The following is a 22,371-nucleotide window of genomic DNA, read 5'->3' on the forward strand; positions in this document are numbered from 1 at the left end:
GGTGTTGGACCCGGTGATCGACTCGGGTCGACGGTGGACGCATGCCGCAGTCATCCCCTCGACCACGCCCCGGACCCCGACTCCAACCCCGCCTCGCACCTCACCCGGAAACCCGCCCCCGACCACTCCCCGCAGTCACCCAGGACACCCTGGTCATCGCCGACTTCGGCCCCCGTACGAGGTCCGCCCGGCGCCCGCCCGGCCCGTACCGCCGTCTCTTCACCGTCCCCGGCACCCGCGCCTTCACCGCCGGGAACCTGATCGCCCGGCTGCCCATGGGCATGTTCAGCGTGAGCGCGGTCATCATGATCGCCGGTTCGCGCGGCTCGTACGCCCTCGCCGGAGCCGTCACCGCGACCGGGCTCGCCGCGACAGCCGTGGTCGCCCCCTGGACCGCACGGCTCGTCGACCGGTACGGCCAGGCCCGAATCGCCGTACCGGCCACGGCACTTGCCGCCCTCGGCTCCCTGGCCCTGCTCCTGTGCGTGCACCACGGCGCCCCCGACTGGACCCTCTTCGCCGCGTACGCCGCCACCGCCACGACCCCCAACACGGGCGGTATGTCACGCGCCCGCTGGGCCCACCTCCTGGACGGCGACGAGAAGGGCGACAAGGAAGCGCTGCACACCGCCAACTCCTTCGAACAGGCCGCCGACGAGCTGTGTTTCATGCTCGGCCCGGTCCTGGCGGCCTTCCTCTGCGGGGCGTTGTTCCCGGAGGCGGGCACGCTGGTCGGGGCAGTGCTGATGATGACGGGTGTGCTCCTCTTCGCGGCCCAGCGGTCGACCGAGCCGCCCGTCCGGCCTCGCGTCGAAGGGCTTCACACGCGGGGGACGTCTCCGCTGCGCGCCCCCGGGATGCGCCCACTGCTCGCCGTATGCCTGGCCACGGGCGCGGTGTTCGGGTCGATGGAGGTCGTCACGATCGCCTTCGCGGACGAGCGGGGGCACAGGGCGGCCGCCGGTGCCGTACTCGCCCTCCAGGCGGCCGGATCGTGCGCGGCCGGTCTGCTGTACGGGGCGCTGCGGCCGGCCGGGTCCGCCGAGCGGCGCCACCCCTGGTGTCTGGCCGCGATGACGGTCCTGATGACGTTTCCCCTGCTCGCCGCCGCCCTGACCGGTTCGCTCCTCGTCCTCGCGGGCGCGCTGCTCGTGGCCGGGATGGCCACCGCGCCCACGATGATCACGAACATGACCCTGGTCCAGAGCCGCACCCCCGAGGGCCGCCTCAACGAGGGCATGACCCTCGCGGTGACCGGTCTCCTCGGCGGCATCGCCTGCGGTTCGGCGGCCGGCGGCTGGGCGGCGGAACACGTGTCGGCCACGGCCGGGTACGGCGTTCCGGTCGCGGCGGCGGCGAGCGCGCTGCTGCTGTCGCTGGCCACGGCCCGCCGGGCCAATTCGCGCGCACCCCATTGACTCGTTCACACGCCACACATACCTTCGCCCGTCGAAGCGCTTCGACGCCACACGGGGCACAAAGGGGTACGGCTGTGAAGTTCACCGACGGCTACTGGCTGCTGCGCGAGGGTGTCACCGCCGCCCACCCGGTCGAGGTCCTCGATGTGACGGACGCCGACGGCACGCTGGACATCCACGCGCCGACCCAGCCCATCCGCCACCGCGGCGACCTGCTGAAGGGACCGGTCGTGACGATCAGCGCGCACGCCCCGATGCCCGACGTCATCGGCGTCACCTTCACCCACTTCCAGGGCGAGCAGCCGCAGAGCCCCCAATTCGAACTGCGGAGAGAGGAGTTGACAGCACACACGGAGTACGACGACGAGCACGCGACCCTGACCTCAGGCACCCTCTCGATCCGGGTCAGCCGTACCACCCCCTGGCATGTCGACTTCCTCGCCCACGGCCGTGTCCTCACCAGCAGCGGCCCCAAGGGCATGGGCATCATGCGGGACGCGACGACCGGGGCCCACTACCTGCGCGAGCAGCTGGGGTTGGGGGTCGGGACCAGCGTCTACGGCCTCGGCGAACGCTTCGGGCCGCTGGTCAAGAACGGCCAGGTCGTCGACATGTGGAACGCGGACGGCGGCACGGCGACGGAACAGGCGTACAAGAACGTGCCGTTCTATCTCACGGACGCGGGCTACGGAGTCTTCGTCGACCATCCCGGCCGGGTCTCCTTCGAGGTCGGCTCCGAGGCGGTGTCCCGTGTCCAATTCAGCGCCGAGACACAGCAGTTGACGTACTACGTCATCCACGGCCCGACCCCGAAGGACATCCTCCGCAAGTACACGGCCCTGACCGGCCGCCCGTCGCTGCCGCCCCCGTGGTCGTTCGGCCTGTGGCTGTCGACGTCCTTCACCACGTCCTACGACGAGGAGACGGTGACGTCGTTCATCGAGGGCATGCGGGAGCGTGAACTCCCGCTCTCCGTCTTCCACTTCGACTGTTTCTGGATGCGCGAGTTCAACTGGTGCGACTTCCAGTGGGATCCCCGGGTGTTCCCCGACCCCGAGGGCATGCTCCAGCGACTGAAGTCGAAGGGGCTGCACATCAGCGTCTGGATCAACCCGTACATCGCCCAGCGCTCCCCACTCTTCGCCGAGGGCAAGGCACTTGGCCATCTGCTCCGCCGACCGGACGGCAGTGTGTGGCAGTGGGACCTGTGGCAACCGGGCATGGCCCTGGTCGACTTCACCAGTCCGGCGGCCCGCGACTGGTACGCGGCGAAACTGGAGGCGCTTCTCGCGCAGGGCGTCGACTGCTTCAAGACCGACTTCGGTGAACGGGTGCCGCTGGACGTGGAGTTCGCCGACGGCTCGGACCCGGAGCGGATGCACAACTACTACACGTACCTCTACAACAGGACCGTCTTCGACGTGCTGCGCAAGCACCGCGGCGAAGGGGAGGCGGTCGTGTTCGCGCGTTCGGCGACGGCCGGCAGCCAGCAGTTCCCGGTGCACTGGGGCGGCGACTGCGAGGCAACGTACGAGTCGATGGCGGAGTCGCTGCGCGGCGGACTCTCCCTCGGGCTCTCCGGGTTCGGCTACTGGAGCCACGACATCGGCGGCTTCGAAGGCACGCCGAGCCCCGCGCTCTTCAAACGCTGGGTGGCCTTCGGCCTGCTCTCCTCCCACAGCCGGCTGCACGGCAGCTCCTCCTACCGGGTGCCGTGGCTGTTCGACGAGGAGGCCGTGGACGTCCTGCGGCTGTTCACCAGGCTGAAGCTCCGCCTCATGCCCTACCTCTACGAGGCCGCCCGCACCGCGAGCGCGGAGGGCGTCCCGATGATGCGCGCGATGGTCCTGGAGTTCCCGGACGACCCCGGATGCGCCCACCTGGAACGGCAGTTCATGCTCGGCCCGGACCTGCTGGTGGCGCCGGTGTTCAGCGACGAGGGGGACGTCTCGTACTACGTCCCCGAGGGCGAGTGGACCCACTTCCTGACCGGCCGCACGGTCACCGGCCCCCGCTGGGTGAAGGAGCGCCACGGCTTCGACAGCGTGCCGCTGCTCGTACGCCCCGGTGCGGTGATCCCGGTCGGCGCGGTGGACGACCGCCCCGACTACCCGTACGCCGACGGGGTCACCCTGCACGCGTACGGCCTGGAGCGGGGCGCCCAAGTGACAGTCCCCGTAGGCGACTTGACGTTCACGGTGGTCCGCGAGGGCGACACCCTGCGGGCCTCGTGCGGCGATCCGTCGGCGCCGTGGGGACTGGTGGCGGGCGGACGCGAGGTGCGGGCGAGGGCAGGCACCGGGTTCCTGACCGTGGAGCTGGGACCAGGTGTGCAGGGGTCGTCGGTCGAGTCGGGAGGCGAGTGATGGTGAAGATCACCGATGTGGCACGGCATGCCGGGGTCTCCCCGAGCACGGTCTCGTACGCCCTCAGCGGCAAGCGCCCGATCTCCGAGGAGACCCGGCAGCGCGTCAACCGCTCCATCAAGGAACTCGGCTACCGCCCCCACGCGGGCGCCCGCGCCCTGGCGAGCAGCAGATCCAACGTACTGGCGCTGGTCGTGCCGTTACGGGCGGGCATCCATGTCCCGGTGGTCATGCGGTTCGCGGTGTCCGTGGTGACGGCCGCGCGCCGCCACGACCACGACGTCCTGCTCCTCACCCAGGAGGAGGGCGAGGACGGTCTGCGCCGCGTGGCGGACACGGCACAGGCCGACGCGCTGATCGTGATGGACGTCCAACTCGACGACCCCCGGCTGCCGTTGCTGCGCGCGCTGGACCTGCCGTCGGTCCTGATCGGTCTCCCCTCCGACCCGGCCGGCCTGACCTGTATCGACCTGGACTTCAAGGCGGCGGGCGAGCTGTGCGTGGAGCGGCTGGCGGCCCTGGGACACCGGGTGATCGCCCTGATCGGCTCACCACCCGCCGTGTACGTACGCCGGACCGCGTTCGCCCAGCGCGTGGTCCAGGGGTTCACGGCCGCGGCGGACCGGAGCGGGCTGTCGTCCTCGGTGCACCCCTGCGAGCCGACCCCGGCCGGAGCACGGGTGGTGGCGGAGCAACTCCTGCGCGAGCACCCGGCGTTGACGGGGGTCGTCGTCCACAACGAGGCGATCCTGGAACCCCTGATCGACGCCTTCGAAGACCTCGGCCTACGAGTCCCCGGCGACCTCTCCGTCACCGCGATCTGCCCGGACGACCTGGCCGAGAACCTGCCCGTCCCGGTCACGTCGGTCGCCGTACCGGCGGCGGAGGTGGGGGCCCGGGCGGTGGACCTCCTGATGAGAAAACTGAACGGCACGGGCCACACCCCGGAGACGACACTCCTGCCACCACGGATGACGGAGCGGGCGAGCACGGTGGTGCGGGCGGCGCCTTGACCCTCGTAATTCCGCGCCCCCGCTCACGTATCGATCGGGTTCTTCTTCCGCCACTGCCGCAACCAAAGCGCACTGGCCCGGTGGTCGTGCTCGAATCCGGAGCCGAGGGGCCCCACCCGTTCGATCGCCTCGTCGGTGCGCGGATCGTCGCGCACGGCGAGACCGTGGGCGGCTTCCAGGCGCACGAGTTGGTTGTCGTGGCCGAGCAGCGCCACCAAGGCGGCGGCGACCGCGGGCGTGCGGATTCGAGAGCCGGCGAGTGTCACCGCGGCCGCACCCCGCGTGTCCGCGTCCGGGTCCTCGGCCAGGAGAAGCAGCGCCTGGGTGATCTCCGGGAGAAGGCTGTCGTCGCCCATACCCCCCTGGCACGCTCTCATCCGTACCTCGGCGTCCGGGTCACGGGTGAGGGCGAGCAACGCGGCCCCGGCCGCAGGGGTGCGGGGGACGCCGTTCAACGAGAGGGCGTAGGGCACTTCGCGGCGTACGCAGGGTTCGGGGTGGTCGGCGTACCGGAGCCCGATGGCCTCCTGGCCCTGATGGTCGTACTCAGTGTAGACGGCCAGCACCTTCGCGAGCATCCCGCTGTCCGTCTCTTCCGCCGCCCAGGCGGCCAGGAACCCGCTCTCCTGCTTCTCGTAGTAGTGGTCGCCTACGGAGGCGACCGCCCGCGTCCACAGATAGTCGAGCACGAACCGGCGGTGTGCCGGGGCGGCGTCTTGGCGATGGGCCACCACGGCCGACCATGTCTCGAAACTGCGCCGCCGGGTGAGAATCCAGCAGACCGTCGACCAGTTCACATGGTCCTCGTCGGGCGGGTCGACGGCGCGGGCGATCAGTTCGTCGACGGGGGTCAGGATGCGGAACGCCCACTCCAGCGAGGTCAGGATCGCCCCGTGCCCCGCCCGTACGACGAGTCCGCCGAGCGAGACCTGATCGACGTGGTGGTACTCGTCGTCCTGGACCAGAACCGCCTCCACCGGACCCGGCGTGCCCGTGCGGCGCCGCGACTCCTCGACCGCACCCGTCTCGTACCACCCCCGAGCGAGGGCGAGAAGCCGTTCCCGGTCCGCCTCCGGAAGCCGCAGCCGGGGCTCCTTGCCCAGCACCGCCGAGAAGACCGCCGGAGAACCCCCGTCAACGGCACGCCACAGAGGAGTAGTCCCGTCGGGCAACACCCGGTCAGGATCCGCCCCGCCCTCCACCAGCACCTCGGCGACCGCCGCGTCGTACGCCGCGACAGCCACGCACAGCACCGGCAACGCGGCCTCGCCCTCCGTGGCCGGCGTGTCGGGATCGGCACCCTGCTCCAACAGGGCGCGCACGGCCTCGGCGTCCCCTGCTCGCACCGCCGCCCTGAGGCGGCTGTCGAGCGCGCTCTCTCCCACCCTCGTCCTCCCCCGTTCCGAACCGACACGCACACCAAAGGCCCCGCCGCTCGAAAGCGACGGGGCCTTTGGTACTGCATAACATGGGAATTGTGGAGATGGCGGGAATCGAACCCGCGTCCAACGGTGCGGAATCAGGGCTTCTCCGTGCGCAGTTCGCTGTGCTTTTCTCGGCCCCGGCAATCACGCGAACAAGTCGCCGACGGGCCCAGTCACTGTTAGATTTCCCTCTTCACCCCGTGACCGGGATCAAGGTTTAGTCCCCTAGCTGATGCCAGGATCCGGGTCGGGAACACCCCCGGGCTGACACTCCCTTTAGTAAGGAGCAGGCTCGTCGCTACCTGAGATCAGGCGGCGAGGGAGAACTGCTGCTTGGGAGAATCGCTGTTGGAATTGGCGATTATTTTTTTCGGCCTGTGGTTTACGAGATCATGGCCGCTTCCTCGGCACGCTTCACCTGCTTCGACAGCCGCTGTCGAAACCGATCATCCCCATGTTGTTTTTTCAAACCATGCGCCCTCTGTGGGGTGCGGTTGCCATCGTACGTGACCAACGCGCGCCGATGCCACCCAATTCCCCGCGCCACCGGCGCTACGCGTGCTGCTGCCTGCGCCGCACCGCCGAGACCGCCCGGTCCGTCTCGCGCCGGTCCTGCTTCTCCCGCAGCGTCTGCCGCTTGTCGTACTCCTTCTTGCCTCGCGCCAGCGCGATCTCGATCTTCGCCCGGCCGTCCTTGAAGTACAGGGCGAGGGGCACGATCGCGTGACCCGACTCCTGCGACTTGGACTCCAGCTTCTCGATCTCCGCGCGGTGCAGCAGCAGCTTCCGCTTGCGCCGGGCACTGTGGTTGGTCCAGGTGCCCTGGCTGTACTCCGGCACATGCACGTTGTGCAGCCACGCCTCGTGCCCGTCGAGCTGCACGAAGCCGTCGACGAGCGAGGCCCGTCCCTGACGCAGCGACTTCACCTCGGTACCGGTGAGGACCAGACCGGCCTCGTAGGTGTCGATGATGGCGTAGTCGTGCCGCGCCTTCTTGTTCTGGGCGATCAGCTTCCGCCCTTTTTCCTTAGCCATAGTGCTGACCATTTTCGCACTAGGAACCCGCTACCGGGAAAGGGGATTACCAAGGGCCTACGAGGGGTCGCCCAGCCCGCTCAGCACGGTCTCCGCCTGCTCCAGTGCTCCCCGGTCGGCGTCGAGGTCGGGTGTGAGGCCGACGCCGTCGACGCCGCGCCCCGACGGGGTGCGGTAGTGGCCGACGGTCAGTTCGGCGACGGAGCCGTCGGGCAGCCGGCTCGGCATCTGCACCGAGCCCTTGCCGAAGGTCCTGGAGCCCACGACGACCGCCCGGCCACGGTCCTGGAGGGCTCCCGTGAGCAGTTCGGCCGCGCTCATCGTGCCGCCGTCGACGAGCGCGACCAGGGGTCTGGTGGTGTCGCCGCCCGGATCGGCGTGCAGGGCGCGCTGCTCGCCGTTGACGTCGTACGTGGCGACCAGGCCGCCGTCGAGGAAGGCGGAGGCGGCGGTGACGGCCTCGTCGACCAGTCCGCCGGAGTTGCCGCGCAGGTCGAGGATGATCCCGGCGCCGCTGGGAGCCTGCCGTACGGCGGTGCGGACCACGTCCCCCACGCCCTTGGTGAAGGCGGCGACCCTGATGACGGTGACCTTGCTGTCGGCGACCTGCCGGACGGTCGCGGAGTCCGTGGAGAGCAGCGCCCGGCGTACGGTCTCGCTCCACGCGCGCGTGCCGCGCTCCAGGCCGAGCCGGACGGTCGTACCGGCGGCGGCGCCCTGGGCGTCACCGCGCAGTAAGGAGACGACCTCGGTGACCGGCCGGCCGTCGACCGCCTGGCCGTCCACGCTCCGCAGCCGGTCTCCGCTGCGGATGCCGGCGACGGCCGCGGGCGACCCGGACCGCACCTTGGTGACCTCGATACGGCCGTCCCGCTCGCGCCGCGCCCACAGCCCGACGCCGGTGTACTGGCCGTCGAGGGCCTCCTCCAACTCCTCGTACTCCCCCGGGGAGTACACCGCCCCCCAGCGGTCCCCGCTGCGGCTGACCGCGCGCTCGGCGGCCTCCATGGGGGACTTGCCGTCGGCCATGGCCTCGGCAGCGGCGGCGGCGACGTCCTCGTGGTGCCCGGCGGGGGCGGCGGCGCGGGCCGTGTCCGGGAGGGCCGACTTCCGCTCGGCGGGCTCGGGGAACGAGCCGGTGGCCGCACCGGCGACCAGGACGCCGGCGAACAGCAACGTCAGAGCCGCCCCGCGGCCTGCGCGGCGGGGCTGTGCGAACAGGTCACGGCCTGACATGCGGGTGAGTCTAGGACAAGGCGAAGGGCCGCACGGTCGGTTGACCGAACGGCCCCCTTGGCATGCGTCACACCTTCAGGTACTTGCGCAACGCGAAGAACGCCGCCAGCGCGGGCATCAGCAGACTCGTCGCGAGGATCAGCGGGAGCTTGGTCAGTACGGCGTCCCAGCCGATGAAGTTGATCAGGTTCAGCTTCTCGGACAGCGCCAGCCCGTGATCGATGATGAAGTACCGCGCGACGAGCAGGAAGGCGCAGGCCACACCCCCGCCGATCAGCCCGGCGACGGCGGCCTCCATGATGAACGGCGCCTGGATGTAGAACCCGGAGGCGCCGACGAGACGCATGATCCCGGTCTCACGCCGACGGCTGAACGCGGACACACGCACGGTGTTGACGATCAGCATCAGCGCGACGACGAGCATCAGCGCCATCACGGCCCGGGCCGCCCAGTTCATGCCGTTCAGCAGCCCGAACAGGTTGTCAAGGATGCCTTTCTGGTCCTGCACGGACTGCACCCCGTCGCGCCCGTCGAACGCGGTCGCGATGACCTGGTACTTCTCCGGGTCCTTGAGCTTGATCCGGTACGACTCCTGCATCTGGTCCGGGGTGAGCGAACTGGCCAGCGGGGAGTCGCCGAACTGCTCCTTGTAGTGCTTGTAGGCCTCGTCCGCGGACTCGTACGTGACGTTCTGCACGACCGAGTTCATCTTCTCCAGATCGGCGAGGATCTGCTTCTTCTGGTCGCTCGTCACCGCGCCCTTGGCACAGTTCGGGTCGGACTCGGCGTCGCTCTTGTTGCAGAGGAACACCGAGACGTTGACCTTGTCGTACCAGTAGCCCTTCATCGTGCTGACCTGGTCGCTCATCAGGAGCGACCCGCCGAACAGGGCGAGCGACAGGGCGACGGAGACGACGACGGCGAAGGTCATCGTCAGATTGCGACGGAGACCGACACCGATCTCCGACAGTACGAACTGGGCGCGCATGGCGTGCTCAAGCCTTTCGGGGGACTGTCAGTGCTGGTAGCCGTAGACGCCGCGCGCCTGGTCACGGACGAGGCGGCCCTTCTCCAGCTCGATGACGCGCTTGCGCATCTGGTCCACGATGTTCTGGTCGTGCGTCGCCATCACCACGGTCGTGCCCGTCCGGTTGATCCGGTCGAGCAGCTTCATGATGCCGACGGAGGTCTGCGGGTCGAGGTTGCCGGTCGGCTCGTCGGCGATCAGCAGCTTGGGCCGGTTCACGAAGGCCCGCGCGATGGCGACACGCTGCTGCTCACCACCGGACAGCTCACCCGGCATCCGCTCCTCCTTGCCCCCCAGCCCGACAAGATCGAGCACTTGAGGTACGGACTTGCGGATCTCGCCCTTGGACTTGCCGATGACCTCCTGCGCGAAGGCGACGTTCTCGGCGACCGTCTTGTTCGGCAGCAGCCGGAAGTCCTGGAACACCGTCCCCAGCTGGCGCCGCATCTGCGGCACCTTCCAGTTGGAGAGGCGCGCGAGGTCCTTGCCCAGGACGTGCACCTGACCGTGACTGGCGCGCTCCTCGCGGAGGATCAGCCGCAGGAAGGTGGACTTTCCGGAGCCGGAGGACCCGACGAGGAAGACGAACTCACCCTTCTCGACCTCCAGGGTGACATCCCTGAGGGCGGGGTGGTTCTGCTTGGGGTAGACCTTGGAGACGCTGTCGAATCGGATCACGAATACACCACAGGCCGTCGGAGACATCGGGGGCAGACGACCGTGACCATACGCGACCCGGGTGTCCCGGCGCAGGCTCCGGTCACGGTTAGGGAGTGGTTGCGGCTTTTTGTACGGGGCGTAGCCCCGACAAAGGGGCGCGGGGAACTGCGCGACAAGCCACACACAACCGCCGGCCGCGAGACAATACAAGCCACCCTCCCCGGAGCGAACCGCGCGACCTCCGGAGGAACCTGGCACAGTGGAGGGACGGAGCGGGGAACGGTTGCGTTCCCGGAAGCGTTGTGTAGGGGAAAGCGGCGCAAGGAGGGCAAGGCGCATGACGTACGACCGATTGGTGTGCGCGAACTGCGCGTCGCCCGTGAGCGAGGGACGCTGTCCCGTCTGCCGGGCGAACCGCGAGCGGCTCCAGCAGGAGAACCCGTTCGCCGGGCTCAACCCGATGGCGCTCATCGCGCTGCTGGCGATACTGATCGCGGCTCTGGCGCTGGTGGCGCACCAGACGGCATAGCCGGACAGTCACCGGACCGGACGAGGAACACACGAAGGGCCCGGAGCGACGACGCTCCGGGCCCTTGCGTGTACGTACGGCTACTAGGCCGCTGCGCCGCCACGGCCGCCCACGAGGCGCGGGAGGACGCGGAAGGCGATACCGCCGGCGATCATCGTGGCCGCACCGATGATCAGGAAGGTCGTCTCGGCGGCACCGGTCTCGGCGAGCTCGTCGCCCGAACCCTGGGCCGAGGTCTCGGAGCCCGTGTCGGTGAGGGCCGAGGAGCCCTCCTCCTGGGTGGAGGTGTTGGAGCCACCGTCGGGGTCGGCGTTGTTGCCGCCGCCGTCGGTGTCGTCGCCACCCGTGCCGCTGCCGTCGTCGTCCGTCGGCGTCGCGGTCGGGTCCTCCTCGGTGGGCTCACTCGGCTCGGTGGAGGGCTCCTCGGGCTCCGAGGGCTCCGGGTCGGCCGTGGTGGGCTCCGGGTCCGGCTCCGAGGGCGTCGGGTCGGCCACGGTGGGCTCGGGGTCCGGATCCGTCGGGACGCCGGTGTCGGTCGCGGTCGGTTCCGGGTCCGGGCTCGGAGTACCGGCACAGACCACGACCAGGTCGCACTCGTCGGCGGAGGCGATGCCCGCGGCGGTGAAGGACGCACCGGCGGCGATCACCGCTCCGGCCGCGATCCGCGCGACCCGGATCCGCGTCTTATTCGTCATATGGCTGCTACCCCCAGTAGCTGAATTCATCAGTGGAGCCGCGCTCGGGGCGGTGATCGACAGGGAGTTGAGCACCCCCCGGTTCACATGCGCCCCAGAGATACGCATGCCGCGCGTTACCCTTCCGATTTTCCAAGGGAACGTCAAGGTCGTTGCGTACGCAATGTCCGCTTGTTCCCTCGTTGCCGCACATCGGCCCTGTGAATGTGACGTAAAGCAAAGCAACCGCCGCCCGATTGGCGGCGGTTGCTTTGTCGATAAGGCGTTCTCTGTGGGCCTTACTTCTCCTGCTGCTTGCGCCAGCGAATCCCGGCTTCGAGGAAGCCGTCGATCTCGCCGTTGAACACGGCCTCGGGGTTGCCGACTTCGAACTCCGTCCGCAGGTCCTTGACCATCTGGTACGGGTGCAGGACGTACGAACGCATCTGGTTGCCCCAGGAGTTGCCGCCGTCGCCCTTGAGGGCGTTCATCTTGGCCTGCTCCTCCTGGCGGCGGCGCTCAAGGAGCTTGGCCTGGAGGACGTTCATCGCGGTGGCCTTGTTCTGGATCTGCGACCGCTCGTTCTGGCAGGAGACCACGATGCCGGTGGGGATGTGGGTCAACCGCACAGCGGAGTCGGTGGTGTTGACGCCCTGCCCGCCGGGACCGGAGGACCGGTAGACGTCGACGCGCAGCTCGGACTCGTCGATCTCGATGTGATCGGTCGTCTCCACGACGGGCAGGATCTCGACACCGGCGAAGGAGGTCTGGCGACGCCCCTGGTTGTCGAAGGGCGAGATGCGCACGAGGCGATGCGTGCCCTGCTCCACGGACAACGTCCCGTAGGCGTACGGCACCTGGACAGCGAAGGTGGTGGATTTAATACCCGCCTCCTCCGCGTACGAGGTCTCGTAGACCTCGGTCTTGTAGCCCTTCTGCTCGGCCCACCGCAGGTACATCCGCTGGAGCTTCTCGGCGAAGTCGGCGGCGTCCACGCCACCGGCCTCGGCGCGGATGTTGACGAGGGCCTCACGGGAGTCGTACTCGCCGCTGAGCAGCGTACGGACCTCCATCTCGTCCAGCGCCTTCTTGACGGAGGCCATCTCGGTCTCGGCCTCGGCGCGGGTGTCCGGGTCGTCCTCCTCCTCGGCCATCTCGAAGAGCACGCTCAGATCGTCGATCCGTCCGCGCAGCGCCTCGGCCTTCCTCACCTCCGCCTGGAGGTGGGAGAGCTTGCTGGTGATCTTCTGCGCTTCCTCCGGGTCGTCCCACAGGGACGGCGCTGCCGCCTGCTCCTCGAGCACGGCGACATCTGCCCTCAGCTTGTCGAGGTCCAGGACGGCCTCGATCGACTCCATGGTCGAGGAGAGGGACTTGAGCTCTTCGGATACATCGACGACTGCCACGACACCAGCGTAACGGCTCCACCGAGCGACAGACTTTCCCCCAGCCGAACCGCCTTTTCCTCGCCCCCGCCGCCCCTACCCGTTCCCATCCCTGGGGGCTGCGCCCCCAGACCCCCCTTGTCCTCAAACGCCGGACGGGCTGACTGACTCAGCCCGTCCGGCGTTTGAGGACAAGGCCCGTTCAGGGCCGACAGCGGGGGTCTGGGGGCGCAGCCCCCAGAAGGATGGGAACGGGTAGGGGCGGCGGGGGCGAGAAACACCCCCTCACGGTGACGCCGGTGCCGAGTTCTTCGTGTCCTGGGGGGTCGCCCCCGCGTCGTCCCCCGACGTCGCCAGCCACGTCCCGACCCCCACCGCCGCCACCAGAGCCACCGCAGCAACCCCCAGCGTCAGCCGACGCCGCCGCGCCGACGCCCGATGCCTGGCCGAGCCAGGACGCGGGGCGCCCGCCGGACGCGGTACACGGGCCGTCCCCAGCGCCCCGCCCGCCAGCTCATCCGGCCCGGGCACCCGCATCGACGTATGCGTGTCCCGGTTCGAGTCCGGCTTCGCCCCCCGCACCAGAGGCACCGCCCCCCTCCGCACCCGCTCCCCCACAGGCACGGCAACCTCGTCGTACACCTCGCCCTGAGAAACCTGCCCCTCGCCCTGCCCCTCCCCCACGTCCTCCGACTCCGGCTCGTCCACATCCAGCGGCGGCATCCCCACCAGCAACGGCAACTGCTCCCGCAACCGCACCCCCAGCTCCGACGCCCGCAGCCGGGACGCCGGCGCCTTCGCCAGGCACTGCACGAGCAGCTGCCACAGCTCCTCGGGGATCCCGGGGAGAGGGACCACCGTCTCCGTCACATGCCGGCGCAGCACCGCGCCCGGGTGACCGCCCCCGAAGGGCGTGAAGCCGGCCAGCAGCTCGTACAGGACCGTCGCCAGCGCGTAGATGTCGACCGCCGCGCGTGGGGGCAGGCCTTCCACGATCTCGGGGGCGAGGTAGTCCGGCGTACCGATGATCTTCGTGGCCCGGGTCCGCCGCGGTGAGTCGATGAGCTTCGCGACGCCGAAGTCCGTGAGGAGGGCGGGGTGCGAGCCGCCGGGGCCGAGTGGTCCCTGCATGTCCAGCAGGACGTTCTCCGGCTTGACGTCGCGGTGCACGACCCCGGCGGCGTGCGCCGCCGCCAGCCCGTCGGCGACGTCGGCCACTATCGCGACCGCGGCCTCGGGTGCGAGGCGGCGCTCCCGGTCGAGCCGGGTGCGCAGGTCCGTACCCCGCACCAGGTCCATGACGAGCGCGAGGTCGTTCCCGTCGACCACCAGGTCCCGTACGGACACGATGTTCGGGTGTTCGAGACCGAGCAACGCGGTCCGCTCCTGTACGAAGCGTCCGACGAGCTCCTGGTCCGACGCCAGGTCCTCGCGCAACAGCTTGACGGCGACGGGCCCCTCGGGTCCCTCGCCCAGCCACACCGTGCCGGCGCTGCCCCGCCCCAGGATCTGGTTGGCGGTGTACCGGCTGCCGATCTTCCGTGCCAAGACTGCTCCTACAGACGCGTAACACCAGCGGCTATGCCACGGGTCCCCGGGACCCCCGGCCGACGAGACCTCGACCTCAGCCGATAAAACTACGCGTCCGGAGCCGTAACCTTCACCGCCAGGACGGAAATCACCCGCCAGGTGTCGACAAATCCCCAGAGTCGTACCGGAATCACAGTCGGAGCACAGCCCAGCTGCTCCTCAATTGCCCCGGCTACCACCGGATTGCCCGGACCGCCGTGAGACCACCGGCCGGAGCCGCTACTGCACGCGCGCGTGCTAGTTCCCGGCGCCCCCAGGACCCCCGGAACCGCCGGAGCCCCCGCCCAGATCCCCTATCCACCCGCTGACGGTGTCGATCCAGTCACCGATCTGCTCGAAGAACCCCTTCGTCGAGCCGATCCACCCCTGCAGCGGGCTCAGTTCCCAGATCAGCCACGCGGCGACGAACAGGATGACGATCGTGAACAGGCACCCCTTGAGGCAGCCGAGCCCGGGGATCTTCATCGGGTTGGCGCTGCGCTGGCGGGGTTCCCTCGGCTCGCGCGGCGGCCGGCCCTCGGGCTGCTGCGGGCGCTGGGGCTGCTGCGGCGCGGGCGCCGGGGCGGGCGGCGCGTACCGCTGCGGCGGCTGCTGCTGATGCTGCGGCGCGTACTGCTGGTGCTGGGGCGGCTGGCCCTGCACCGGTTGGCCCGGCCCCTGCTGGTACCCGTATCCGGGCTGCGGCCCCCGCTGCTGCTGACGCGACGGCGGCTGCTGCTGGTACGGCGGCTGCTGGGGCTGTTGCTGCGGCGGCCGGCCCGGCTGTCGCTGGGGGCGGCGGCGCAGGGGGTCCTCGCCGGGGTCCAGGTACTGGATCTGCGTCTGCTCGTTGCGGTCCCGGGCGGCGCGCAGCTGGTTCTGCCAGGGGTGCGGCTCCTCGGGGCTTCCAGGGCCTCCTGGACGGCTCTGCGGCACCGGCGGCATGACGGCCGTGGGGTCGGCGGCGCCGATGGAGCCCGAACCCATGGAACCGGGTCCCCCGGTGTGCGGCAGCACGCTGGTGGCGGCGTTCGGGTCGTACGCCCCCTGCGCTCCCCCGCCGTGCGGCAGCACCTGGGTCGGGTCGCCCGCCCCGGGCACCGCGGTCGGCGCCGGATCCGGGGCGAGCAGATGGACGACCCCCTCGGCCGCCGCGATCTGCATCGAGTTGGAGTGGACGCCGATGCCCTCGGCGACGACACGCAGCCCGCGCGCGAGGTTCTCGGCGCTGGGCCTTTCGTCCGGGTTCTTGCGCAGGCAGCGCTCGATGACCGTCCACAGGGGTTCGGGCACGGTCGACGGGCGGCGCGGCTCGGCGGTGAGGTGCTGGTGCAGCACTTCGAGGGCGGACTCGCCGCCGAACGGCGGACGGCCGGTGACCAGCTCGTACAGCAGGATGCCGGCGCCGTAGATGTCGACGGCGGAGGTCTGCGGTCGGCCCTCGGCGGACTCCGGGGCGACGTACGCGGGCGTGCCGACGAACTCGTGGGTGCGGGTGAGGCCCGGGGAGTCGGCGAGGCGGGCGATGCCGAAGTCGGTGAGCATCGGGTGCATCCGGCCGTTGTCCTGCATGAGCAGGACGTTGGCGGGCTTCAGGTCCCGGTGCACGACGCCGTCGGCGTGGCTGACGGCGAGCGCGTCGGCGATCTGGGCGGTGAGGAGGGAGGCGGCGACGGGTGTGAAGGGGCCGTTCTCCCGCAGATAGCGGTGCAGGTCGGGACCGTCGATGAGGTCCATGACCAGCGCCAGCAGATCGCCCTCGACCACCAGGTCCCGTACCCGGACGATGTTCGGGTGGGTCAGCCGCAGCAGCACGGACCGCTCGCGCAGGAAGCGCATCACGATGTCCGCGTCGTTGGCGAGCTCCTCCTTGAGGACCTTGATCGCCACGGTCTCGCCGGGCTGGCCTGCCACCGCGGCCTCGGCTCCCGCGGTCTCCCTCTGGCGGGCACGCCAGACGGTGCCTGTGGCGCCGCGTCCCAGCGGCTCCTCAAGGAGGTACTTGCTCCCTACCGGCCGCACGTCATGGCTCCCTTGCGTACGTACATCCCGTACACGCATCCCGTACACGGTGTTTCCGACCCACTGTAGTGCCGTGTTCCCGGGACCCCCTGGGAACGGCCGCCGTCCATGTACGGCTACGTACGGCCTCCCGCACATGTTCGATGGAAAGACGCCCGATTCGGTCGCTTCGGTTGCCGGATCCCGAACGTGACCGATCTCAAACCGATAACCAAACCGATCCGAATCGGACAGCCGTCGCTCACTGGTCAGGCACTTTTGCGGGCAGAGGTGACCATTCAAGATCACTTATGGGTGGGGGGCGGGCGCGTTGTCAGTGGCAGGTGCGAGGATGCCTCCAGTACTGGCCGACGTGCTCGTGTGCGGTGGGGGAAGTCCGCGGTGGTGGGACCCGTGGCGTGGCTTCGTCCTCCTTCCCGGGTGCCCGCGCAGAAGGGACCGCTGACGGCGATGCAGATCCGGCTGACCGTCGTAGACCCGCTGGGGCCGCCCTCGGAGCCGTGGGCGCGTGCCGCGAGCTGCGACGTGCTGGTCACCGCGCCCGCCGGCACGGCGCTCGCCGCGGTCGCCTCGGCCCTGGCCTCGGCGGTCGCGGGCGACGGGGCGTCGATGCCCGAGCGCGGCCGGGACCGCGAGAGCGGCGGAGCGGTGGTGCTGTACGTCGGCGACCAGCGCCTCGACACCCAGCGCTGCACCCTGGGCGAGCCCCCGCTGGTCGACGGCGCCGTGCTGGCCCTCGGCACCCCCGCCGAGCCCGAGCCGCACCCCGAGGCGGACGAGGCGGCGGCCCAGCTCCACGTGGTGGCGGGACCGGACGCGGGCGGGGTCCATCTGCTGCACGGCGGCCGGATCACCATCGGCCGCTCCGCCGACGCCGACGTCCCGCTGGACGACCCGGACGTCTCCCGGCTGCACTGCGCGGTCACGGTCGCGGCGGACGGCCGGATAGCGGTCGCGGACCTCGGCTCCACCAACGGCACGACCCTGTCGGGCGCCCGCCTCGGCTCCCGCCCGGTCCGCCTCGCACCGGGCGCCCTGCTGCGCATCGGCGAGTCGGCCCTGCGGCTGACGCCACCCGGCGACGCGGCCACGCGCGTGGGCACGACGCCGGACGGCGAGGGCCATGTCCGCGTGAGCGTCACCCCGGAGAGTACGAGGGCCCCGGGCCGTACGACGGACGGTGCCGTCCCGGAGGACACCGAGGACACCCACGACCGGCGGCCGTCCCAGGCGCACCCCGCGAACTCCGCGCGCGTGCGGCCCGGCGGCACGGCGAAGCAGCCCTCCGGGGAGACCCATCACGCCTACGGTTCGGCGAGCTGGGGAGCGGCCGGGAGCGTGCCCGAGTCGCGCGGTGCGCGGGGTCCGGCGGAGGCGGCGCAGCCGCTGGTCCCGGGACAGGGGCGGGCCCCACGGATCGAGAGCAGGGGCACGGCGGGTACGGGCAGGGTTCCGGGCGGTGCCGGGGACACCCACGGCGCCGGTTTCTCCGTACCGGGGCAGACATCGGCGCCCTCGGCGGTACCGCACGCCCGCTCGCACGACGAGGACGACGCGGAGGGGGAGTACCCCGGGAGCAGCAGGCGCAAGGGGACGCCCCTGCGGGGGACGGACGTTCCGCCGGGGGTCCGCAGCAGGCGCGGTGGGCTCTCCAAGTGGGCGCGGCGGCTGACCGGCGGACGCGGGGAGCAGGAGACGACCGAGGACGGGGAGTACGAGGACGAGGGCCTGGTGTCCGACCCGACGGCCCCGGAGTCCACGAGCGCCGTACCCCAGGCACCAGCACAGGCGCCGGAGAGCTGGCCCGACCCGGCGGCACTGCTGCTGACGGCCCTGGGCCCCGGCCCCCGCCTCTGGGAGCGCGGCCCGGGCCACCCGGAGGCGCTCACGGTCCGGCTCGGTACGGCGGACCGCGCGGCCCCCGACGGCTCGGGGCTGCTCCCTGCCGTACCCGTGACCGCCGGTCTGCGTGAGGTCGGTGCGCTCGGACTGGCCGGCCCGCGCGCGCGGCTGGCGGGGCTGGCCCGCGCGGTGGTGGCCCAGCTGGCCGCGCTGCACTCCCCCGAGGCCCTGGAGATCGTCCTGATCAGCGCGGACCGCTCGCGCACCCCCGAAGAACGCACCGCCGAGTGGTCCTGGCTCGGCTGGCTCCCGCATCTGCGCCCCGGGCACGGCCAGGACTGCCGGCTCCTCCTCGCCTACGACCGCGAACAGGCCACGGCCCGCGCGGACGAACTCCTGCGCCGCCTGGAGGACCACGACACGGAGACGGCGGCGAAGACTCCCGCCCACGAGGACCACAGTGGTTCGGAGGGCGCCCGGGAAGCGGCCCGGCGGCCTTCCTGGGCCCGGGACGACAACCCTGACGAGTCGTCGGGGGCGGACGCTTTCGCGGGGCCGTACACCGTGGTCGTCGTGGACGGCGACCCGGGCGGTGCGGCGGTCCGGGAGGCCGTCGCGCGGCTGGCGCACGAGGGACCCCGGGCCGGGATACACATCGTGTGCCTCGCGGAGACGGAGGCCGCGTCGCCCACGTCGCCGGTGACGGAGACGTACGAGGCGGCGTGTGCGGTCTCGCCGCCGTTCCGCGAGTGCGGGGCGGTGGCGCTGCTCGGCGGTGACGTGGCCACGGCGCTGCATGTGATGCGGGTGGCACGGGCGGGGGTGAGCGCGCCCGGGCGGCCGGACTCGGCCGACACGGACATCGGCGGGAGCGCCGGGCCGGTCGGGCAGGGTTCCGTGGCCGCCGTGGACGCCGTGTCCCTGGCCTGGGCCGAGCGGTTCGGGCGGGCGCTGGCCCCACTGCGCACCGACGGTGCGGCCGGGGGACGACAGCAGCGGGTCTCCGCGCCCTTGCCACAAGCAGCGCGGCTGCTCGACGAGTTGGGGCTCGCCCGGGCCACCCCGGCGTCCCTGATGGCCCGCTGGGCGGACGCGGCCGACGACACCGAGACGCTCGGCGGCCGGGCCTGGGCCGTGCTGGGCGCCGGCCCGCGCGGGCCGGTGGGCGTGGACCTCGCGGCCGAGGGGCCGCACCTGCTGATCGAGGGCCCGCCGGGCAGCGGCCGTACGGAGCTGCTGCGGGCGGTCGTCGCGTCGCTGGCCGCCGCCGAGCGGCCCGACCGGCTGGGCATCGTGCTGATGGACGGCCGGGACGGCACCGGTGGGAGCGGTGGAGGTGCCCAGCACGGGGAGGGGCTGCGGATGTGCACCGACCTCCCGCATGTCACCACTCACCTCACCGCCAACGACCCCGTCCGTATGCGGGAGTTCGCCCAGTCGCTCAGCGCGGAGCTGAAACGGCGGGCGGAGTTGCTCGGGCGGGTGGGTTTCGCGGAATGGCACACCGGGCGCGAGCTGTCGGGCCGGATCGGCCCGCAGCGATCGGGCTCGGGCGTACAGGGTTCGGCGGGCTCGGGAGAAGGCGCCGGGGATCTGGACACGCCGCCCAGCTCGACGTTGCGATTGCGTCCGGCGGCGAGCCGACGGCGTACGGAGACTCCGCCGCTGGCCCGGCTGGTGGTGGTCGTGGACGATCTGGACGCGTTGGTGTCGCCGCCTCTGGGGTCGCCTGGACGGCCGTCGGCGGGGTCCGTGGTGCGGGCGTTGGAGGCGGTGGCCCGGGAGGGCGAGCGGCTCGGGGTGCATCTGGTGGCCGCGGCGGGGTTCGGTGGGCGTACGGCGGAGACTGAGCTGGCCCGGGGGGCCGCGCTGCGGGTCGTGCTGGACGCGCCGGCGCCGGGGCCGGACGAGCCCGCAGCGGGGCGGGGGCGGTTGAGCGGGCCGGACGGTCGGAGCATCCCCTTCCAGGGCGGCCGAGTGACGGGGCGTATCCCTCGCACGGCGACGCTACGCCCGACGGTCGCCACGCTGGACTGGCAACGCATGGGCGACCCACCGACCCGCCGCCCGGTCCGCGAACTGGGCAACGGGCCCACGGACTTGGCACTGCTGGCGAGCGCGCTGGAACGAGCGGCGCGCTCGGTGTCGGCGACGGAGGTCCCGTCACTGCTGTGAGCCGGGGCCGGTTTTCCTCGCCCCCGCCGCCCCTACCCGTCCCATCCCTGGGGGCTGCCGCCCCCAGACCCCCGCTGTCGGCCTGAACGGCCTCGTCCTCAAACGCCGGACGGGCTGAAATGCTGGCCGGTGCTGAAAGATTGAGCCTCGGCCAGCGTTCGAGGACAACCGCGCCCAGCCCACCCGCCCCCACCACACGTCAGCACCGGCCCGGGCATTCCAGCCCGTCCGCCGTTTGAGGACGGAGGGCTACCAAGCAGCCCGTCCGGCGTTCGAGGACGAGGGCCACTATCCAGCCCGTCCGGCGTTTGAGGACAAGCGCGTTCAGCGCGACCTTCCCACCCACCTGCCGCCTCCTCCCCCGGCCGGCACCACCTCCAGCCCGTCCGGCGTTTGAGGACGAGGCCGTTCAGGCCGACAGCGGGGGTCTGGGGGCGGCAGCCCCCAGGGATGGGACGGGTAGGGGCGGCGGGGGCGAGGGACAAGGACACGACGCGGTCACGATCACCCGCTTGACAGCGCAGGCGCACTTGCCGACCCCAACGACCCGGCGTAGACCAGAGCCCACGGGACAGCGCCGAACACGTTCAACGCCGAACGACGAACGGGGCCAGACATGCGCAGCACGATTCATACACGCACCCTTATCGCCCTCACCGCGACAGCCCTCACCCTCGCCCTCACCTCCTGCGGCTCCGACGACGACAGCCCAAGCGGGACAGGCACAAGCAGCGGCACCGGCACCGGCGGTGACGCCTCCTCCGTCCAGTTGCCGAAGCTCAACGGCCAGACCCTCGAAGTCGCCGCCGTCTGGACGGGCCCCGAGCAGGAGAACTTCACCAAGGTCCTGAAGGAGTTCGAGAAGCGCACCGGCGCGAAGGTCAACTTCGTACCGACCGGCAACAACACCTCCACGTTCCTCGGCACGAAGATCGAGGGCGGCCAGCCCCCGGACGTCGCGTTCCTGCCGCAGGTCGGCGTGCTCCACCAGTTCGCCGAGAAGGGCTGGATCAAGCCGCTCGGCACGGACGCCCAGGCCCAGCTCGACAAGAACTTCTCCGCCGGCTGGAAGGACCTCGGAGCTTTCGAGGGCAAGCAGTACGGGATCTACGTCAAAGCCGCCAACAAGTCCCTCGTCTGGTACAACACCGCCGCGTTCGAGGCGGCGGGCCTCACCGACACCCCCACCACCTGGAAGGACTTCATCGCCACCGCCCAGACGCTCTCCGACGCCGGCTCCCCCGCCGTGTCCATCGGCGGCGCCGACGGCTGGACCCTCACCGACTGGTTCGAGAACGTCTATCTGTCGCAGGCGGGCCCCGAGAAGTACGACCAACTGGCCCAGCACAAGATCAAGTGGACGGATCCCTCCGTCAAGGACGCCCTGACCACCCTCGCCGAGCTGTGGGGCAAGGACGACCTCATCGCGGGCGGGCGTTCCGGCGCGCTGGCGACCGAGTTCCCGAAGTCGGTCACCCAGACCTTCTCCGGTGACACCCCGGCGGCGATGGTCTTCGAGGGCGACTTCGTGGCCGCCAACATCAACGCGGACACCAAGGCGAAGCTCGGCACGGATGCGAAAGTCTTCCCGTTCCCCGCAGTTGGCGACCAGGCGCCCGTCGTCAGCGGCGGCGACGTCGCGGTGGCCCTCAAGGACGGCGCGGGCGCCCAGGCGCTTCTCACCTTCCTCGGCTCGACCGACGCGGCCGAGATCTGGGCGGCCCAGGGCGGCTTCCTCTCCCCCAGCAAGACGATGGACCAGGCCAGCTACAAGGACGACGTCACCCGGGACATCGCCAAGGCCCTCATCGCGGCCGGCGACGACTTCCGCTTCGACATGTCCGACCAGGCCCCGGCCGCCTTCGGCGGTACCCAGGGCGTCGGCGAGTGGAAGGACCTCCAGGACTTCCTGAAGAACCCGAAGGACGTCGCGGGCACCCAGCAGAAACTCGAGGCCGACGCCGCCAAGGCGTACAAGAACAGCTGACGGCCCCGG

Annotated in this window: 15 protein-coding genes and 1 other RNA gene; 6 read left to right on the forward strand and 10 right to left on the reverse strand. The window is 71.0% G+C overall.

The window, feature by feature from the left end; all coding sequences use genetic code 11:
• Nucleotides 1-41: 41 nt before the first annotated feature.
• From ACFYXF_RS43165 to ACFYXF_RS43175, 3 genes are all read left to right on the forward strand, one after another.
• Nucleotides 42-1,418, forward strand: coding sequence for an MFS transporter (locus ACFYXF_RS43165; protein WP_389358185.1), 1,377 nt, complete (start codon nucleotides 42-44; stop codon nucleotides 1,416-1,418).
• A 74-nt stretch (nucleotides 1,419-1,492) separates the two neighbouring features.
• Entirely contained in the window at nucleotides 1,493-3,784 is a 2,292-nt protein-coding gene (yicI, locus tag ACFYXF_RS43170) for an alpha-xylosidase (RefSeq protein WP_389358187.1), read from the forward strand.
• A complete protein-coding gene (locus ACFYXF_RS43175; RefSeq protein WP_389358189.1) occupies nucleotides 3,784-4,797 on the forward strand; it encodes a LacI family DNA-binding transcriptional regulator in 1,014 nt (337 codons plus the stop codon). The genes yicI and ACFYXF_RS43175 overlap by 1 nt, the downstream gene beginning before the upstream one ends.
• A 23-nt stretch (nucleotides 4,798-4,820) precedes the next feature.
• Here the strand turns inward: ACFYXF_RS43175 and ACFYXF_RS43180 are convergent, their stop codons facing one another.
• The 6 genes from ACFYXF_RS43180 to ftsE all read right to left on the reverse strand — a co-directional run bounded on the left by ACFYXF_RS43180 (nucleotide 4,821) and on the right by ftsE (nucleotide 10,197).
• A complete protein-coding gene (locus ACFYXF_RS43180; protein WP_389358191.1) occupies nucleotides 4,821-6,182 on the reverse strand; it encodes a HEAT repeat domain-containing protein in 1,362 nt (453 codons plus the stop codon).
• Nucleotides 6,183-6,272: 90 nt separating this feature from the next.
• Nucleotides 6,273-6,675: a transfer-messenger RNA gene (gene ssrA / locus ACFYXF_RS43185) on the reverse strand.
• Between the two features lie 98 nt (nucleotides 6,676-6,773).
• Nucleotides 6,774-7,256 carry an SsrA-binding protein SmpB gene (gene smpB / locus ACFYXF_RS43190; RefSeq protein ID WP_369035609.1) on the reverse strand — a complete coding sequence of 161 codons (483 nt, stop codon included), beginning with the start codon at nucleotides 7,254-7,256 and terminating at the stop codon, nucleotides 6,774-6,776.
• A 57-nt stretch (nucleotides 7,257-7,313) separates the two neighbouring features.
• Nucleotides 7,314-8,492, reverse strand: coding sequence for a S41 family peptidase (locus ACFYXF_RS43195; protein ID WP_389358194.1), 1,179 nt, complete (start codon nucleotides 8,490-8,492; stop codon nucleotides 7,314-7,316).
• Nucleotides 8,493-8,559: 67 nt separating this feature from the next.
• Nucleotides 8,560-9,480 (reverse strand): permease-like cell division protein FtsX, encoded by a 921-nt coding sequence (gene ftsX / locus ACFYXF_RS43200; RefSeq protein WP_389358196.1) that lies wholly within the window; start codon nucleotides 9,478-9,480, stop codon nucleotides 8,560-8,562.
• A gap of 27 nt (nucleotides 9,481-9,507) precedes the next feature.
• Nucleotides 9,508-10,197 (reverse strand): cell division ATP-binding protein FtsE, encoded by a 690-nt coding sequence (gene ftsE, locus ACFYXF_RS43205; protein WP_044472073.1) that lies wholly within the window; start codon nucleotides 10,195-10,197, stop codon nucleotides 9,508-9,510.
• Nucleotides 10,198-10,516: 319 nt separating this feature from the next.
• On the opposite strand from ftsE, the gene ACFYXF_RS43210 reads away from it, so the two are divergent.
• Nucleotides 10,517-10,708, forward strand: coding sequence for a hypothetical protein (locus ACFYXF_RS43210; RefSeq protein WP_235478254.1), 192 nt, complete (start codon nucleotides 10,517-10,519; stop codon nucleotides 10,706-10,708).
• Nucleotides 10,709-10,791: 83 nt separating this feature from the next.
• On the opposite strand, the gene ACFYXF_RS43215 is transcribed toward ACFYXF_RS43210, so the two are convergent.
• From ACFYXF_RS43215 to ACFYXF_RS43230, 4 genes are all read right to left on the reverse strand, one after another.
• Nucleotides 10,792-11,403 (reverse strand): hypothetical protein, encoded by a 612-nt coding sequence (locus ACFYXF_RS43215; RefSeq protein WP_389358199.1) that lies wholly within the window; start codon nucleotides 11,401-11,403, stop codon nucleotides 10,792-10,794.
• A 278-nt stretch (nucleotides 11,404-11,681) separates the two neighbouring features.
• The gene (gene prfB / locus ACFYXF_RS43220; protein WP_389358201.1) at nucleotides 11,682-12,788 is read right to left on the reverse strand and encodes a peptide chain release factor 2; all 1,107 of its coding nucleotides are present in this window, start codon (nucleotides 12,786-12,788) and stop codon (nucleotides 11,682-11,684) included.
• A gap of 264 nt (nucleotides 12,789-13,052) precedes the next feature.
• The gene (locus tag ACFYXF_RS43225; protein WP_389358203.1) at nucleotides 13,053-14,315 is read right to left on the reverse strand and encodes a serine/threonine-protein kinase; all 1,263 of its coding nucleotides are present in this window, start codon (nucleotides 14,313-14,315) and stop codon (nucleotides 13,053-13,055) included.
• A gap of 279 nt (nucleotides 14,316-14,594) precedes the next feature.
• Nucleotides 14,595-16,358 carry a serine/threonine-protein kinase gene (locus ACFYXF_RS43230; RefSeq protein WP_389358205.1) on the reverse strand — a complete coding sequence of 588 codons (1,764 nt, stop codon included), beginning with the start codon at nucleotides 16,356-16,358 and terminating at the stop codon, nucleotides 14,595-14,597.
• 450 nt (nucleotides 16,359-16,808) lie between these two features.
• Between ACFYXF_RS43230 and ACFYXF_RS43235 the strand changes: the two genes are divergently transcribed.
• On the forward strand, nucleotides 16,809-20,375 hold the full coding sequence (locus ACFYXF_RS43235) for an FHA domain-containing protein (RefSeq protein ID WP_389358286.1): 3,567 nt from the start codon (nucleotides 16,809-16,811) through the stop codon (nucleotides 20,373-20,375).
• Between the two features lie 616 nt (nucleotides 20,376-20,991).
• Nucleotides 20,992-22,362: an ABC transporter substrate-binding protein gene (locus tag ACFYXF_RS43240; RefSeq protein WP_389358207.1), complete on the forward strand. Its 1,371-nt coding sequence runs from the start codon at nucleotides 20,992-20,994 to the stop codon at nucleotides 22,360-22,362.
• Nucleotides 22,363-22,371 lie beyond the last annotated feature (9 nt).

The organism is Streptomyces sp. NPDC002680 (genome assembly GCF_042889145.1).
Taxonomy (GTDB): domain Bacteria; phylum Actinomycetota; class Actinomycetes; order Streptomycetales; family Streptomycetaceae; genus Streptomyces; species Streptomyces adonidis.

What these genes read in the sequence shown, in the direction of transcription:
- ACFYXF_RS43165 (WP_389358185.1), top strand. Translation starts at nt 42, where the DNA reads ATGCCGCAGTCATCCCCTCGACCACGCCCCGGACCCCGACTCCAACCC.
- ACFYXF_RS43175 (WP_389358189.1), top strand. Translation starts at nt 3,784, where the DNA reads ATGGTGAAGATCACCGATGTGGCACGGCATGCCGGGGTCTCCCCGAGC.
- smpB (WP_369035609.1), bottom strand. Translation starts at nt 7,256, where the DNA reads ATGGCTAAGGAAAAAGGGCGGAAGCTGATCGCCCAGAACAAGAAGGCG.
- ACFYXF_RS43195 (WP_389358194.1), bottom strand. Translation starts at nt 8,492, where the DNA reads ATGTCAGGCCGTGACCTGTTCGCACAGCCCCGCCGCGCAGGCCGCGGG.
- ftsX (WP_389358196.1), bottom strand. Translation starts at nt 9,480, where the DNA reads ATGCGCGCCCAGTTCGTACTGTCGGAGATCGGTGTCGGTCTCCGTCGC.
- ACFYXF_RS43210 (WP_235478254.1), top strand. Translation starts at nt 10,517, where the DNA reads ATGACGTACGACCGATTGGTGTGCGCGAACTGCGCGTCGCCCGTGAGC.
- ACFYXF_RS43215 (WP_389358199.1), bottom strand. Translation starts at nt 11,403, where the DNA reads ATGACGAATAAGACGCGGATCCGGGTCGCGCGGATCGCGGCCGGAGCG.
- ACFYXF_RS43235 (WP_389358286.1), top strand. Translation starts at nt 16,809, where the DNA reads ATGCAGATCCGGCTGACCGTCGTAGACCCGCTGGGGCCGCCCTCGGAG.
- ACFYXF_RS43240 (WP_389358207.1), top strand. Translation starts at nt 20,992, where the DNA reads ATGCGCAGCACGATTCATACACGCACCCTTATCGCCCTCACCGCGACA.